This is a genomic window from Pseudomonas sp. MPFS (genome assembly GCF_022537035.1).
Lineage (GTDB): Bacteria > Pseudomonadota > Gammaproteobacteria > Pseudomonadales > Pseudomonadaceae > Aquipseudomonas > Aquipseudomonas sessilinigenes.
Genome location: NZ_CP066123.1, coordinates 4,676,196 through 4,690,783 on the forward strand (window position 1 = coordinate 4,676,196; position 14,588 = coordinate 4,690,783).

Genomic DNA, 14,588 nt, shown 5'->3' on the forward strand with positions numbered 1-14,588 from the left:
CCTTGATACGCATCAACGGCGCCAGCGCTTCTCCATAAAGACTAGCGGCGCAAGCCCGGCAAGCACAGCAACAGGGCCATTGCGCCGCATAGGCACAGGCTCGCCCCCAGGGCCTGGCCCCAACCCACCAGCAGCAATCCGGCACCGATCAACAAGTAATAGAACAACCCGAACAGGGCCCCGGCGCTGCCCAGTCGGTCGCTATAGGCCGCCAGGGCCGAGCCGAGGATATTCGGGATTGCCAGGCCGAAACCCAGCACCACTGCGCCCATGGGCAACACCAGCCACAGGCTGTGTTGCAAGGCCAGCACCCCCAGGCCTCCGGCCAGCACCGCCAGGGCCGCCAGCACCAGCAGCCGGGCACTCTGCCAGCCGCGTCCGAGCAACCAGCGATTGCACCAGGCACCACAGCCGGAGCCCAGGGCCAGCAACGCGCCGCTGTAGCCGAACCATTGCTCGCCCTGGCCCAGTTGGCGGAACAGGAAGGGGCCGAGGCTGTAGTAGCTGAGCAAGGCAATGTTGAACGCCGCCACCAGCAGCGCCGAACGCCAGATACCGGTATCGCGCAGCATCTGCCACAGGGTCCCGGCCAGGGGCGCCAGGGGCTGGGCCGGCGGACGGGTTTCCGGCAGCGCTCGGACACAACAGGCCAGCAATATCAGGGCCAGCACCAACAGCGCGCCCAAGGCTCCGCGATACCCCAGGGCCTGGGTCAGGCCCGAACCGACGAACAGGCCAATGGCCGGGCTGGCCGCCAGCACCATGCCCACCATGGAGAACACCCGGGCCAGTTCACGCCCCTGGAACAGGTCCCGCAACAAGGTCTGGGTCACCACCGAGCCAGCCGCCACGCCCATGGCGGCCAGGGCCTGGCAACACAAAAAGGCAGCGAAGTCGTTGGCCAGCAGCCCCAGGCACTGGGCCAGGGCATACAGGGCCAGGCCGCCCAGCAACGCCGGGCGTCGGCCCCAGCGATCGCTCAGGCGGCCCCACAATACAACGCCCGGGGCAAACCCCAGGATGAATACCGAAAGGCTCTGGGCCGCCTGTTCCGGGGGCACGCCGAAGGCCTGGCCGACATCGGCCAGGGCTGGGCTGTAGAGGGTCTGGGCGATCTGCGGGAACATCAGCAAGATCATGGCCAGGGGCATTAAGGTACGGGGATTCATCAGAGTGCTCGGCAAGAAAAACATGCCGGCGATTCTAGGCAGGCAGCATTGGCGTATTATCGAAGCCCTGCCAATAAACATCGGAAATCAGACAACCATGGCATGGATCGAGCCCCAGGCCCGCTTCGACCCGGACGCCTTCACTGCCCCGGTGGTCGGCATCGCCGCAACCCTGGGCGACCACGATTCCGGCCTGCACCAGCACCGGCGCGGCCAGTTGCTGTACACCCGCCAAGGCTGCACGCGCATTACCCTGGCCGACCGCCTGTGCCTGCTGCCGCCCTCGCGAGCGGCATGGATACCGTCTGGGGTCCGGCATCGCGCCCAGATGCAGCAAAGCGTGGATTACCGCTCACTGTACTTCTGCCCCGAACTGGCCCCGCGGCTGCCCGCGGAGGTGGCGGTGATTGAGGTCACCCCATTGCTGTACGCGGTACTGGAGCCCATGGCCCAGGCTGCCTTCGATTGTGACTGGGGCCAGGGGCGCTACCCGCACCTGCTGGGCTTGTGCCTCGAGGAAATCGCTACGGCTTCGCGCCAACCGCTGTCCTTGCCCCTGCCCCGGGACAAACGCCTGCAACCTCTGCTGGACGACCTGCAAAGCCTGCCACCGGAACTGCAAGTGCTCTCGACCCGGGTCGGTGCCAGCAGCCGGACCATCGGCCGCATTTTCCAGCGCGAGACTGGCCTTGGTTACCAGCAATGGCGGCAGCAATGGCGGTTGATGCGCGCTATCGAATTGCTCGCCACCGGGCGCAGCATCAGCTACAGCGCCTTCGAATTGGGTTTTGCCAGCGACAGCATCTTCATCGCCTTCTTCAAGGCCATGACCGGTACCACGCCCCGCGCCTACTTCAAGTGAAACTCGACGCTTCAGGCCTGGGGCAACTTGCGAAAGCCCACCGCCAGGCGATTCCAACTGTTGATGGTGGAAATCGCCATGCTCAGGTCGACGCATTCGCTGGGGCTGAACTGGCTGGTCAGCAACTCGTAGTCGGCGTCCGGTGCCAGGGTCTCGGCGAGCCGGGTCAGGGCTTCGGTCCAGGCCAGGGCGGCACGCTCGCGAGGGGTGAAGAACGGGCTTTCGCGCCATACCGCCACGGCGAACAGGCGACGCTGGGTTTCGCCATGCTTGAGGGCATCGACGCTGTGCATGTCGACACAGAAGGCACAGCCATTGATCTGGGACGCTCGCAGCTTGATCAGTTCGACCAGGGATTTCTCCAGGGGCAGTCGCGAGACCGCAGCCTCCAGGGCGAGCATGGCCTTGAGGGCCTCGGGCGAGGCGGTATAGAAATCCAGGCGTGGTTGCATGAGGGGAAACTCCGGGTCAGTGAGGATGCCGCCACGTTACGCCAGCCCCTGGTCATGACCCATGACCAATCCCTGGGAACTTGGCTAGACCAATACCTGGTGCTTCGTGTAGCCGCTTGACCTGCTGGCCCGTGTCGCCCGCTCGGTTTATGCAATAGGCCCGCGAGCGCGTACCGGCAGGCGCTGCCTCGCCAGCTCGGCAGCGGTTACAGGGATTGACGCGGCTGCGAAATGGTCGGTCGGCGTGCCTCAGGTGCGGCTACGCAGCCATTGCATGAAGCCTTTCCTGGCCACTGGCTTGGGCAGTGCCTGGGTCAGGCTCTGGGCCATATGCCGGCGGAAATCCAGCAGGTTCTTCATGGCGTCGTTGATATCGTGGCGGGCATCCAGGCACGGCTTGAGGAATTCATTGTCGATGCGATACAGGCTGCAGAAAGTCTTGGCCGAGAACTGCGCCAGGGTCGCCTCCTCGGACACCACCCCGGCCTCGCCGATCACCTCGCCCGGCCCCATGCGCCCGGCCTCGAACGGCTGGCCTTCGCGCTGCATGGTCACCGACACCACCCCGGACTCGATGATGAACAGATGATCGCTGACCTCGCCGGCCGGCAAGATGGTCTCGCCGGAGCGAAAGGTCTGCAATTGCATGTTCTGGCTGAAGGTGTCCTTCTCCTCCTGGCGCAGGGTGGAGAAGATGCTCGAGGTATCCAGCAATGCCCGGGGCCGGGACAAGGCCACCGGCTGGCTGGTTTCGGTACTGGACAACAATCTGACGCCACTGGCCTGCAGATGACGGAACGCCAGGTCGAACAGTTGGTTACGCACTTCACGCTTCTGCCCCATGCTGGCGACGAAACCGCTGATCTCGTATTCCGCGCCACTGCTGCTGGTGCTTTTCATGGCCACGCTGGCAGCCGGACTGGCGAGCAGGAAGCGGCAACCCAGGGTCGCCCGCTCCAGGGCCTCGATCACTTTCTGCGGGCGGGCATGGGGGCTGACCTGCAAGCTCACCGACAGTCCGTGGACATCGCTGGGCCGGCTGAAATTGGTGATCTTGGCCTTGGAGGCCAGGGAGTTGGGAATCACCACCATGCTGCCCTGGGAGGTCTGCAGCCGGGTCGCGCGCCAGTCGATGTCCACCACCCGCCCTTCGGTGCCGTCGATGGCGATCCAGTCATCGATCTGGTAGGGCTTGGTGGTGTTGAGCACGATCCCGGAAAACAAGTCGCTGAGGGTGCTCTGCAGCGCCAGGCCGACGATGATCGCCAGCGCCCCGGAGGTGGCCAGCACCCCCTTGACCGGCAACTCCAGCACATAGGCCAGGGCCGCGATGATGGCGATCAGGAAAATCACCGCCCCCATCAGGTCCTGCAGCAAGCGTCCGGTATGGCCGACCTGCTGCATCATCAGGGTCCCCAGCAGCACCGTCAGGGTCCGTGCGCCGAACAGCCACCAGCCAATCTCCAGGCCGGTCGCGGCCAGGTGCAACGGTATGTCGTCCGGCCAGGGCGCGGCCTGCAAAGGGTTCATGCCCTGGTTGAACAACATCAGGCTGTAGAGGCAGAAGATCAGGACCCGTACCGCCAGCTTCCAGTACTCGCCGCGGGCGCCTATCACTCGCCACAGCACGATATCCAGGAACAGCAGGAACAGCGCGGCCAACAACGGATGGTCGGTGAACAGGGAAAACATCGAGGCGCTCCGGCAAGACGAGGACGGCAAGATCGCACGAAAGGGCTTGCAGCAGGTATAGCCGCAAAAACCGGGCATGGAGGGGAAGAGGTAAGCCGCCGGGATACGACGGCTTCAGGGGCCTATCAGGTGTAGCCGCTGCCGCAGGCTGCGCACGGCCCGGCACGAGTCGCCCAACCTGCCTGCGCGATGAACCGGGGTACCGCGCAGCGACGGGTGCTGCCAGCCTCGCGGGCTCGGCAGCGGCTACCAGGACTGGCTTACTTGCCCTGGGTCAGGGTGTTGTAGCTGGTCATCAGGTTGCGGTAGTCGGGGATGTGGTTGGAGAACAAGGTGCCCAAGCCCTCGATGTCGTTGCGCCAGTCACGATGCAGCTCGCAGGCCAGGCCGAACCAGGTCATCAGTTGGGCGCCGGCGGCGGACATGCGGTTCCAGGCCGAGTCGCGGGTCAGCTCATTGAAAGTGCCGGAGGCATCGGTGACCACGAATACCTCGAATCCCTCCTCCAGGGCCGAAAGCGCCGGGAAGGCCACGCAGACTTCGGTCACCACTCCGGCGATGATCAGCTGTTTCTTGCCGGTGGCCTTGACCGCCTTGACGAAATCTTCGTTGTCCCAGGCATTGATCTGGCCAGGACGGGCAATGTACGGCGCATCGGGGAACAGCGTCTTCAGTTCGGGCACCAGCGGGCCATTGGGGCCAGTTTCGAAACTGGTGGTGAGGATGGTCGGCAGCTTGAAGTACTTGGCCAGGTCGCCCAGGGCCAGGACGTTGTTCTTGAAGCGATCGGGGTCGATATCGCGCACCAGCGACAGCAAGCCGGCCTGATGGTCTACCAGCAGAACGGCAGCGTTGTCCTTGTCCAGGCGTTTGTAAGCAGTAGTCATGATGAAGTCCTCGCTAATGATCGATGCCGGGCAATCCGGCCTGAGTGAAGCCCGTGCCCACACCACCCGAAGGTGGCGGGCGCCGGGGTGTAGCGCGCGACTGGCAGAGCCTAGTTGCCCCTGGTCGTCGCGCAAGCGCTGCCGATCAGTGATCGTCAGCGTCCATCTGGCCGAAGCGTCCCGATTGGAAATCGACGAAGGCCTGATGAATCTCCTCTTCGCTGTTCATCACGAACGGACCATGGCCGACGATGGGCTCGTCGATGGGTTCGCCGCTGAGCAACAGCACAATCGCATCGTTGTTGGCTTCCAGACTGAGCTGCTGGCCATCGCGGGCCAACAGCGCCAGCTGCCCCTCACGCACCGGTTCCTGGCCGTTGACCAGCAAGGTGCCACGCAACACTACCAATGCCGTGTTACGTCCCGAGTGCAGCTCCAGGTCCAGATGCTTGCCGGCCTCCAGGCGGATGTCCCAGACATCGATCGCAGTGAAGGTCCGGGCCGGCCCCTGGCGACCAGCGAACTGGCCAGCGATCAGGCGCAGGCTGCCGGCATTGCCCGGCAACGGGATCTGCGGGATGTCGCTGGCCAGGATGGTCTGGTAGCCGGGCGCCGCGAGCTTGTCCCGGGCCGGCAGGTTGACCCACAGCTGGACCATCTCCAGGTTGCCGCCGCGCCGGGCGAACTCGGCCGAATGAAACTCCTCGTGGAGAATCCCCGAGGCGGCGGTCATCCACTGCACGTCGCCGGGGCCGATCTTGCCGCCGCTGCCGGTGGAGTCGCGGTGCTCGACCTCACCGTCGTAGACGATGGTGACGGTTTCGAAACCGCGATGGGGATGCTGGCCGACCCCGCGCCGGGCGCCGGTAGGGCTGAACTGCGCGGGACCGGCATGGTCGAGCAACAGGAATGGGCTGATGTGCTGGCCCATCTGGTCGTAGGAAAACAATGTGCGGACCGGAAAGCCGTCGCCGACCCAGTGAGGCCTTGGACTGGTGTAGATACCGATGATGTTTTTCATGTGGTCCTCCAGAACTTTCTGATGGACACACCTTAAAACCGATACCTTTGCCACGCTAGACTGCAAAAATCGCCCTTAGCGTTCTATTTGGAGAACGATGTTGGAAGATCTCAATACGCTCTATTACTTCACCCAGGTGGTGGAGCATCGTGGTTTCGCCGCCGCCGGGCGGGCCCTGGACATGCCCAAGTCCAAGCTCAGCAGGCGTATCGCCCAACTGGAGGAACGCCTTGGCGTACGCCTGATCCAGCGCACCAGCCGGCACTGCTCGCTGACCGAGATCGGCCAGGAGTACTACCAGCGTTGCCTGGCCATGCGCGTGGAAGCCGAAGGCGCGGCGGAAGTCATCGAGCGCAATCGTTCCGAACCCCAAGGCCTGGTACGGGTGGCTTGCCCCACGGCGCTGTTGAACTCCTGGGTGGGGCCGATGCTCACCCGCTTCATGCTCAAGTACCCGTTGGTGGAATTGTTCATCGAGAGCACCAATCGCCGGGTGGACCTGATCCACGAGGGGTTCGATATCGCCCTGCGGGTGCGTTTTCCGCCCCTGGAAAATACCGATCTGGTGATGAAGGTCCTGGGCAATAGCACTCAGTGCCTGGTGGGGCACCCGGATGTACTCCGGCATTTTTCGAACCCGCCCTCACCCGCCGATCTCAGCGGCCTGCCGAGCCTGCATTGGGGCGCGGCGCAGCGTGACTACCAATGGCAACTGCTGGGTCCGGAGGGCGCCGAGGCGCTGATCCGCCACCACCCCCGAATGGTCACCGACGATCTGATCGCCTTGCGCCATGCGGTGCTGGCCGGCATTGGCATCGCTCATTTGCCCAAGGTCGTGGTACGCGACGACCTGGATGCCGGGCGCCTGCGGGAACTGGTGCCCGGCTGGGCGCCACGCTGCGGGATCGTCCATGCCATTTTCCCTTCACGCCGGGGCCTGCTGCCGTCGGTGCGCAGCCTGATCGACTTCCTGGGCGATGAATTCAGCCGTAGCGACATGGCGTGAGCAAGACACGGCTGGAAATGGCCGGTCCATGGCGGAAATGCCCCTGTGCAGATAAATATTTCAATCATAATATTTCTTCGAGACATCAGGACCCCATCGAGGAAACGCCATGCAAAGCCCATCACGCGACACCCTGCTAGCCCAATGGCAAGATCAGGAACTGGCCATGCGCACCCGCCTCGCCGGCCCTGGCAGCCTGCCCCTGGCCCAGGTCAGCGAGCTGACGCCACAAGAGTTCTTCGAGGGTATTGGTAACGGTGAGCTTCCCTCGCCGCCTATCGGCACCTTGCTGGACTTCGTGCCCATCGAATGGTCCAGCGGCCTGTTCGTGTTCCAGGGCACCCCGGATGCACGCCACTACAATCCACTGGGCACTGTCCATGGCGGCTACGCCGCGACCTTGCTGGACTCCTGCATGGGTTGTGCGATCCACACCCGCCTGCAAAAGGGCCAGGGCTACACCACCCTGGACTTGCGCATCAGCTACGTGCGGGCCTTGACCGCAGACAGCGGCCCGGTACGGGCCGAAGGCAAGATCGTACACCTGGGCCGCAGTACGGCCCTGGCCGAAGGGCGCATCTATGACGTGGACGGCCGCCTGTACGCCACCGGCAGCACGACCTGCATGATCCTCCAGCCCAGGGGCTGAACTAGCTCGGACTCGGGCCTGCCAGGGCCCGATACCCGGGTGGATCGATCAACCGCATCAGTTGCCCGAGCGCCTCGCGATCCGGCAACTGGGCATGGCTGACATGGAGACTCTGGCGCCGGTGGCTGGCCAGCTTGGGCCAGCCCGGGCAGTCGTAGATCAGCACCTGGTGCAATTGCCGGTTGTCCATGCAGAAGTCCAGCAGGTCGAATGCGCCCGGCACGCTCAAGGTCGCGCTGATGATCGCCAGGTCGAACGGGGCGCTGGCGTACTCCACCAGGGTCAGCAACTCCTCCAGCCGATGCACGGGGGCGATCCGGTAGTAACTCAGCTGGTTGAGGGCTCTCTCGATTTGCAGCCGATGAAAATGCTGATTGTCGGCAATCAGTATGCGCAGTGTGGTGTTGGCCATTCTTCTGATCCTGTGGCGAAGTAGCGACCGGCCGAGGCCGGCCTGTCCTCCTGAACCGGTAGAAGGCTGGAGCAAGCGTCCACGGGCTTGCCATGAGATCGTTCTGAAAACCGCTCCGGCTCGGTCCTGCCATCGGCCTTGCGCACAGGCCGAAGAGTCACGGTCCCACGTCGTCTGGATATGTTACAAAAGATCCGAACCTACACTCACTCGGTGGTGCTGGGGCTCCAGAAGGCCTGTTGCACCAAGGGCGATCCCGAGAGCCGGGCCACCAGCGCATCCAGTTCGTCACCGTCCACCGAGGTGGTGGCCAGGGTCGCTTCGATCTCCACCTCCTCATTGCCAAAGGCGTGCACATCGACATCGCTGGCCGGGTAGTTGCAGCGCGCCAGTTCGGCCTCCAGCAGGGCAAACACGGCCTTCTGCTTGGAGCGCTGGGCAATCACATAGACGATATTGGTCACCTCCGCAGACACCACATCCAGAGGCTGGCGGTTGATGTTGTTGACGATGGGCCGCAGCAGGGTATTGGCCGCCAGCACGAACAGGGTGCCGAGCAAGGCCTCGAGGATCAGGTCGGCACCGGCACAGGCCCCTACCGCCGCCGATGCCCAGAGCGTGGCAGCGGTATTCAGCCCTCGTACATTGCCCTCCTCGCGCATGATCACCCCGGCGCCGAGGAAACCGATGCCCGAGACCACATAAGCCACCACCCGTACCGCGCCCTCGGCACCGCCCAGGCGGTTGGCCATGTCGACGAAGATCGCCGCCCCCACCGCCACCAGCACGTTGGTGCGCAACCCGGCGGTGCGCTGGCGGAACTGGCGCTCGAAACCGATCAGGCCGCCAAGGATGAACGCTGCGCTGAGGCTGACCAGGGTATCGATCAGCGAATCCAGGTTGATGTTGTGCAGGGCTTGCATGGAAAAAATCCTCTTGGCTACAAGCGGCAAGCTACAAGCGGCAAGTTACAAGCAATGCGCCGCACACTTGAAACTTGCCGCTTGTAGCTTGCCGCTGCCCTGCTATTGCCAGCCGAAGCGCCGTACGTAGAAACCCTTCACCGCCTGGGTCAGGGCCATGTAGGCCACGAGGATCAGCGGCAGGAACAGGAAGTACAGCGGTGGCAAGGCCTGCAGCTTGAAGTAATGGGCCAGCGGGCCCATCGGCAGGAAGATTCCCACGGCCATGATGATCCCGGTCATCACCATCAGCGGCATGGCCGCCCGGCTTTGCAGGAACGGTATCTTCGGCGTGCGGATCATGTGCACGATCAGGGTCTGGGTCAGCAGCCCCACCACGAACCAGCCGGATTGGAACAACGTCTGGTGCTCCGGAGTGCTGGCGCCGAACACATGCCACATCAGGGCAAAGGTGGTGATGTCGAAGATCGAGCTGATCGGCCCGAAGAACACCATGAAGCGCCCGACATCGGCCGGCTGCCAGCGTTGGGGCTTTTTCAGCATCTCGTCGTCGACGTTATCGAAGGGAATGGCGATCTGCGAGATGTCGTACAACAGGTTCTGCACCAGAAGATGCATGGGCAGCATCGGCAGGAACGGAATGAAGGCACTGGCCACCAGCACCGAGAACACGTTGCCGAAGTTGGAGCTGGCGGTCATCTTGATGTACTTGAGCATGTTGGCGAAGGTCCGGCGCCCTTCCAGCACGCCCTCCTCCAGCACCATCAGGCTCTTTTCCAGGAGGATGATGTCCGCCGCTTCCTTGGCGATATCCACCGCGCTATCCACGGAAATACCGATGTCGGCGGTACGCAGCGCCGGCGCGTCGTTGATGCCGTCGCCCATGAACCCCACCACGTGCCCATTGGCCTTGAGCAGGCGGACGATGCGCTCCTTGTGGGTCGGGGTCAGCTTGGCGAAGACATTGGTGGTTTCCACCGCCTTGGCCAGTTGCTCGTCACTCATGCGCTCGATGTCGTTGCCCATCAGCAGGCCCTGTTGCTCCAGGCCCACTTCTCGGCAAATCTTGGCGGTCACCAGCTCGTTGTCGCCGGTCAGCACCTTCACTGCCACGCCATGCTCGGCCAGGGCCTTGAGGGCCGGGGCCGTGCTTTCCTTGGGCGGATCGAGGAAGGCCACGTAGCCAATCAGGGTCAACTCACGCTCATCGGCCAGGCTGTAGGTATCGCGCCCCTCAAGCATGGGCCGTGCGGCTACCGCCACCACCCGCAGGCCTTCCTCGTTGAGGTCGGCGGTCACCTGGCGAATCCGCGCCAGCAGCGTATCGCTCAGGGCCTCTTCGGCATCGCCATGACGCACATTGCGGCACACCGCCAATACCTCCTCTACCGCACCCTTGCAGATCAGCAGATGGGGCTGGCCCTGCTCCGCCACCACCACCGACATCCGCCGGCGAGTGAAGTCGAAGGGAATTTCATCGACCTTGTGAAACGCCGTACCGACCGCCAGTTCACGCTGGATCTCGACATGTTCGAGCACCGCCACGTCCAGCAGGTTCTTCAGCCCGGTCTGGTAGTAGCTGTTGAGGTAGGCCAGCTCCAATACGTCGTCGGACTCCTCGCCCCACACATCGACATGGCGCGCCAGGAAAATCTTGTCCTGGGTCAGGGTGCCGGTCTTGTCGGTGCACAGCACGTCCATGGCGCCGAAATTCTGGATTGCATCCAGGCGCTTGACGATGACCTTCTTGCGCGACAAGAACACCGCGCCCTTGGCCAGGGTCGAGGTGACGATCATCGGCAGCATTTCCGGGGTCAGGCCCACGGCGATGGACAGGGCGAACAGCAGCGCCTCCATCCAGTCGCCCTTGGTGAAGCCATTGATGAACAGCACCAGCGGCGCCATGACGAACATGAAGCGGATCAGCAGCCAACTGACCTTGTTGACCCCGTTCTGGAACGAAGTTGGCGCACGGTCGGTGGCACTGACCCGCTGGGCCAGGGCGCCGAAATAGGTGCTGTTGCCGGTGGTCAGGATCACCGCCGTGGCGGAGCCGGACACCACGTTGGTGCCCATGAACAGGATGTTGTCCAGGTCCAGGGGGTTGCTGGTGTCGGCATCCTGCTGGCGCGGGAATTTCTCCACCGGCATGGACTCACCGGTCATTGCCGCCTGGCTGACAAACAGGTCCTTGGCACTGAGCACCCGGCAGTCGGCGGGAATCATGTCGCCGGCCGAGAGCGCGATCAGGTCACCCGGCACCAGCTGCTTGATGGGCAGCTCGATGCGCTGCGGTCCCTTGGCCTCGGCAGCGGCCCCCAACAGGCGACCGAGCATTGGCGCGGCCTGGGACGGCGTATCCGGACGCATCACGGTGGCGGTATTGCTGACCATGGCCTTGAGGGCATCGGCTGCCTTGTTCGACTTGGCCTCCTGCCAGAAGCGCAGCAGGGTCGAGAGCACCACCATGGAGAAAATCACCGTGGCCGCCTTCATGTCCTCGGTCAGCCAGGAGATCACTGCCAGCAGGGTCAGCAGCAGGTTGAAGGGGTTCTTGTAGCAATGCCACAAGTGAGTCCACCAGGGCAGCGCCTGCTCGTGCTCGACTTCATTGAGGCCATGGCGCTCACGCAGGACCTCGGCTTCCGCGGTACTCAAGCCATCGGTATGGCTGCCGAGCTGGTCCAGCAGTTGCGCCGCGTCGCTGTTGGCCGCCGCGACCAGGGTTTGCGCCAGGGTTGGCGGTACATCGCGACTGACACTGGCGTCGCTAAAGCTTTCCAGCAGGGCCAGGCGCCGGAAGTGCCGGGCGAAATGCCGGGTCCGCAGGAAACCGGCGAAGAATTCTTTCAACAGGGTGAGCTTCATGATGACTCCTGCACGGCCGGTGCTTGGCACAAGAACGGCCGCGTTGAAACGAAACAGTCAGGGAGATGGAACAAGGCAGGATCGGGCTCACGCCCGAGGCAATCGCCCCATCAGGGATGGGCGATGTTGCTGGCGATGCTGACGGGTAAATCCCATGGCTGTTCCCCTGGACGGACGGCACTGGAAACACCACAGGCAGGTACCGCCGGATCAGGTGCAAGGCGCATCGAACGCCCACCCAAGACCGGCCCGCAGGTCCGTGGAACCTGCGCGTCGAAGCAGCCGCGACACAGCACCAGGCCGGGTCGGACATCGATCGGAGTCATCAAGAAGGGAAATCGGGACGACCAGAACAGGTCGCGACCGGAATGCCGCCTCTCGCTGGATGGCGAGACAACGGCAGGAATCAAGGCTGCGCGTTATCTTGCCGGGACCGCGCCGGTTATCGAGACCGGCTGACTCCTGTCACTCGAACAAGTACCCACACTGGGCCTCCATTGATTGAAAACGCGCGCAGCTTACGCCGCACCTTTTATAGAGTAAACCTGGGAAAAAACCTTGCCGGGGGGAATTGAAAAATTCTTCAGCGCAGGTTCAGGAAGGGATAAAACATGAAGCTTTCATGACCACGGCGGCCGCTACCGCAGGGCTGCGGCAGCGGCCGGCGCATCAGCTGGCGGTGGCCAGCAGCATGTCGCGAACCGAGCGGCTGTGACCGCGGGTCTTGCCATGCTCGTACAGCGAATCGGCGATCTCCTGGGCGCGGATCGGCAGCACCGACAAGAGGGTATCACTCAAGCCGTGGCTGGCCTGGCTGAAGCCCTGCAGGTAGACACCGGCCTTGCAGCGCTCGTCAGTGATCAGGCGGTAGTTGCGATCCACCTCGAAGTCACCCAGGTAGGCCTGCAGCGGCGCCAGCAGGTCGCGGTACAGGTTGCGCTCGTAGCCGGTAGCCAGGACCACGGCGTCGTAGTGGCGCACCTCACGCTCGCCACTGGCGCCATGGCGCAGGATCAGCTCGATGCCCAGGTCGGTGGCGGTGGCCTTCTCGACGGTGGTCAGGGTGCGGAACGCATGGCGCGGAACACCGGAGACCTTCTGGCGATAGAAAATCCCGTAGATGCGCTCGATCAGGTCGATGTCCACCACCGAGTAGTTGGTGTTCTGGTACTCGCTGACCAGACGCTCGCGCTCGCTGTCGTTCTGCTGGAACACCAGGTCGGTGAAGGCCGGGGAGAACACTTCGTTGACGAACGGACTGTCGTCGGCCGGCTTGAGGGCCGAGCCACGCATGATGATGTCGGCCTGCACCGAGGGGAAGCTGTCGTTGAGATCGATGAAGGCTTCCGCGGCGCTTTGCCCGCCACCGATGATGGCGATGTTCATCGGTTTGCCGTTGACGCAAGGCTGTTGGGCCATGCGCTCCAGGTACTGGGAATGGTGGAAGACCCGCGCATCGCCCTTGAGCCCCTTGAACAGTTCCGGAACCCGCGGCGTGCCACCGGTGCTGACCACCACCGAACGAGTGGTGCGCACCTGCTCGGCGTCCTGGGCGTCGCGGGAGATCACCCGCAGCGCCTCGACCTGCTGGTTATGCAGCACGGGCTCGATGCCCAGCACTTCTTCACCGTAGCGACTGTGCTCCTGGAAATGCCCGGCCACCCAGCGCAGGTAATCGTTGAACTCCATGCGGCACGGATAGAAGGTGCCCAGGTTGATGAAGTCCACCAGGCGCCCGTGGTGCTTGAGGTAGTTGACGAAGGAATAGGGACTGGTTGGGTTGCGCAGGGTCACCAGGTCCTTGAGGAAGGAAATCTGCAGCTCGCTCTGGGTCACCAGGGTGTTGCCATGCCAGCGATAGTCCGCCTGCTTGTCGAGGAACACCGCGTCCAGGGGGCCGTGCTCCTGCCCGCGCTCTTGCAGCGCAATGGCCAGCGCCAGGTTCGAGGGGCCGAAACCGATACCGATCAAATCGTGAACGTGGGCCGATGCAATTGCCTGTGTCATTTCCAGTGTCCTCTGGATAAACCGCCTCAACGCGGGGGATAAAGTGTCACGGTGACCCGACTGGCCCGCGAAGGTCAGCAGATCGTCTGTTGAGTAGGGACGAGGACAGTGAAAAAAAATTTAACTAAATAAGACGCACTGCGCTTGGCCTATTGGGCCTCCCACTGGCGCAGGCGAACCCGGCAGTGTTTCATCGCATTGACGATGTGTTTTTCCACCAGGCTGCGGGAAATGCCCAATTGCTCGGCGATCTGCGAGTGGGACATGCCCTCGAGCTTGCGCAGCAGGAAACTCTCGCGACACAGCCGGGGCAGTTCCGCCAAGGCCCGCTGCAGCATGTCCAGGCGCTGGCCCTGGTCCAGGCTGGTTTGCGGCGACGGGTTGAAATAGCGCTCTTCGTTGTCCAGCACCTCAAGCGGCTCCGACTGGCGCAAGGCATTGCGCCGATGGCCATCGATCACCAGGTTCAGCGCCGTGCGGTAGAGAAACGCCCGCGGCTGCTCGATGGGCGTATCGCTCGTACGCTCCAGCACCCGGACGTAAGCGTCGTGCACTACATCCTCGGCCACCTGGCGGTTACCCAGCTTGGCATGGAGGAAGCACATCAGCTCGCGATAGTAACTTTCCAACATGGCTCCCA

Annotated in this window: 13 protein-coding genes; 3 read left to right on the forward strand and 10 right to left on the reverse strand. The window is 63.4% G+C overall.

Features of this window, described 5'->3' with window-relative positions; translation table 11 throughout:
• Positions 1-41 precede the first annotated feature (41 nt).
• On the reverse strand, positions 42-1,169 hold the full coding sequence (locus I9018_RS21445) for an MFS transporter (protein WP_241107451.1): 1,128 nt from the start codon (positions 1,167-1,169) through the stop codon (positions 42-44).
• A 97-nt stretch (positions 1,170-1,266) separates the two neighbouring features.
• Between I9018_RS21445 and I9018_RS21450 the strand changes: the two genes are divergently transcribed.
• A complete protein-coding gene (locus I9018_RS21450) occupies positions 1,267-2,031 on the forward strand; it encodes a helix-turn-helix transcriptional regulator (RefSeq protein WP_241107452.1) in 765 nt (254 codons plus the stop codon).
• 11 nt (positions 2,032-2,042) lie between these two features.
• Here the strand turns inward: I9018_RS21450 and I9018_RS21455 are convergent, their stop codons facing one another.
• From I9018_RS21455 to I9018_RS21470, 4 genes are all read right to left on the reverse strand, one after another.
• Positions 2,043-2,483 carry a carboxymuconolactone decarboxylase family protein gene (locus I9018_RS21455; RefSeq protein WP_241107453.1) on the reverse strand — a complete coding sequence of 147 codons (441 nt, stop codon included), beginning with the start codon at positions 2,481-2,483 and terminating at the stop codon, positions 2,043-2,045.
• 249 nt (positions 2,484-2,732) lie between these two features.
• Positions 2,733-4,175 carry a mechanosensitive ion channel family protein gene (locus tag I9018_RS21460; protein WP_241107454.1) on the reverse strand — a complete coding sequence of 481 codons (1,443 nt, stop codon included), beginning with the start codon at positions 4,173-4,175 and terminating at the stop codon, positions 2,733-2,735.
• 260 nt (positions 4,176-4,435) lie between these two features.
• Positions 4,436-5,062: an isochorismate family cysteine hydrolase YcaC gene (gene ycaC, locus I9018_RS21465; protein ID WP_022639815.1), complete on the reverse strand. Its 627-nt coding sequence runs from the start codon at positions 5,060-5,062 to the stop codon at positions 4,436-4,438.
• 145 nt (positions 5,063-5,207) lie between these two features.
• The gene (locus I9018_RS21470) at positions 5,208-6,083 is read right to left on the reverse strand and encodes a pirin family protein (protein WP_241107455.1); all 876 of its coding nucleotides are present in this window, start codon (positions 6,081-6,083) and stop codon (positions 5,208-5,210) included.
• 97 nt (positions 6,084-6,180) lie between these two features.
• Here I9018_RS21470 and I9018_RS21475 point away from each other — a divergent pair, with 97 nt between their 5' ends.
• Positions 6,181-7,089 carry a LysR substrate-binding domain-containing protein gene (locus I9018_RS21475; RefSeq protein WP_068582779.1) on the forward strand — a complete coding sequence of 303 codons (909 nt, stop codon included), beginning with the start codon at positions 6,181-6,183 and terminating at the stop codon, positions 7,087-7,089.
• A gap of 109 nt (positions 7,090-7,198) precedes the next feature.
• A complete protein-coding gene (locus tag I9018_RS21480; protein WP_241107456.1) occupies positions 7,199-7,738 on the forward strand; it encodes a PaaI family thioesterase in 540 nt (179 codons plus the stop codon).
• 1 nt (position 7,739) lies between these two features.
• Here the strand turns inward: I9018_RS21480 and I9018_RS21485 are convergent, their stop codons facing one another.
• The 5 genes from I9018_RS21485 to I9018_RS21505 all read right to left on the reverse strand — a co-directional run bounded on the left by I9018_RS21485 (position 7,740) and on the right by I9018_RS21505 (position 14,580).
• Positions 7,740-8,150 carry a response regulator gene (locus I9018_RS21485; protein ID WP_241107457.1) on the reverse strand — a complete coding sequence of 137 codons (411 nt, stop codon included), beginning with the start codon at positions 8,148-8,150 and terminating at the stop codon, positions 7,740-7,742.
• Positions 8,151-8,356: 206 nt separating this feature from the next.
• Positions 8,357-9,073 carry an MgtC/SapB family protein gene (locus tag I9018_RS21490; RefSeq protein ID WP_241107458.1) on the reverse strand — a complete coding sequence of 239 codons (717 nt, stop codon included), beginning with the start codon at positions 9,071-9,073 and terminating at the stop codon, positions 8,357-8,359.
• Positions 9,074-9,175: 102 nt separating this feature from the next.
• The gene (gene mgtA / locus I9018_RS21495) at positions 9,176-11,941 is read right to left on the reverse strand and encodes a magnesium-translocating P-type ATPase (protein WP_241107459.1); all 2,766 of its coding nucleotides are present in this window, start codon (positions 11,939-11,941) and stop codon (positions 9,176-9,178) included.
• A gap of 669 nt (positions 11,942-12,610) precedes the next feature.
• Positions 12,611-13,948 (reverse strand): SidA/IucD/PvdA family monooxygenase, encoded by a 1,338-nt coding sequence (locus I9018_RS21500; protein ID WP_241107460.1) that lies wholly within the window; start codon positions 13,946-13,948, stop codon positions 12,611-12,613.
• A 149-nt stretch (positions 13,949-14,097) separates the two neighbouring features.
• Positions 14,098-14,580, reverse strand: a complete 483-nt coding sequence (locus tag I9018_RS21505) for a sigma-70 family RNA polymerase sigma factor (RefSeq protein ID WP_277398077.1) — start codon at positions 14,578-14,580, stop codon at positions 14,098-14,100.
• Between the last annotated feature and the right edge of the window lie 8 nt (positions 14,581-14,588).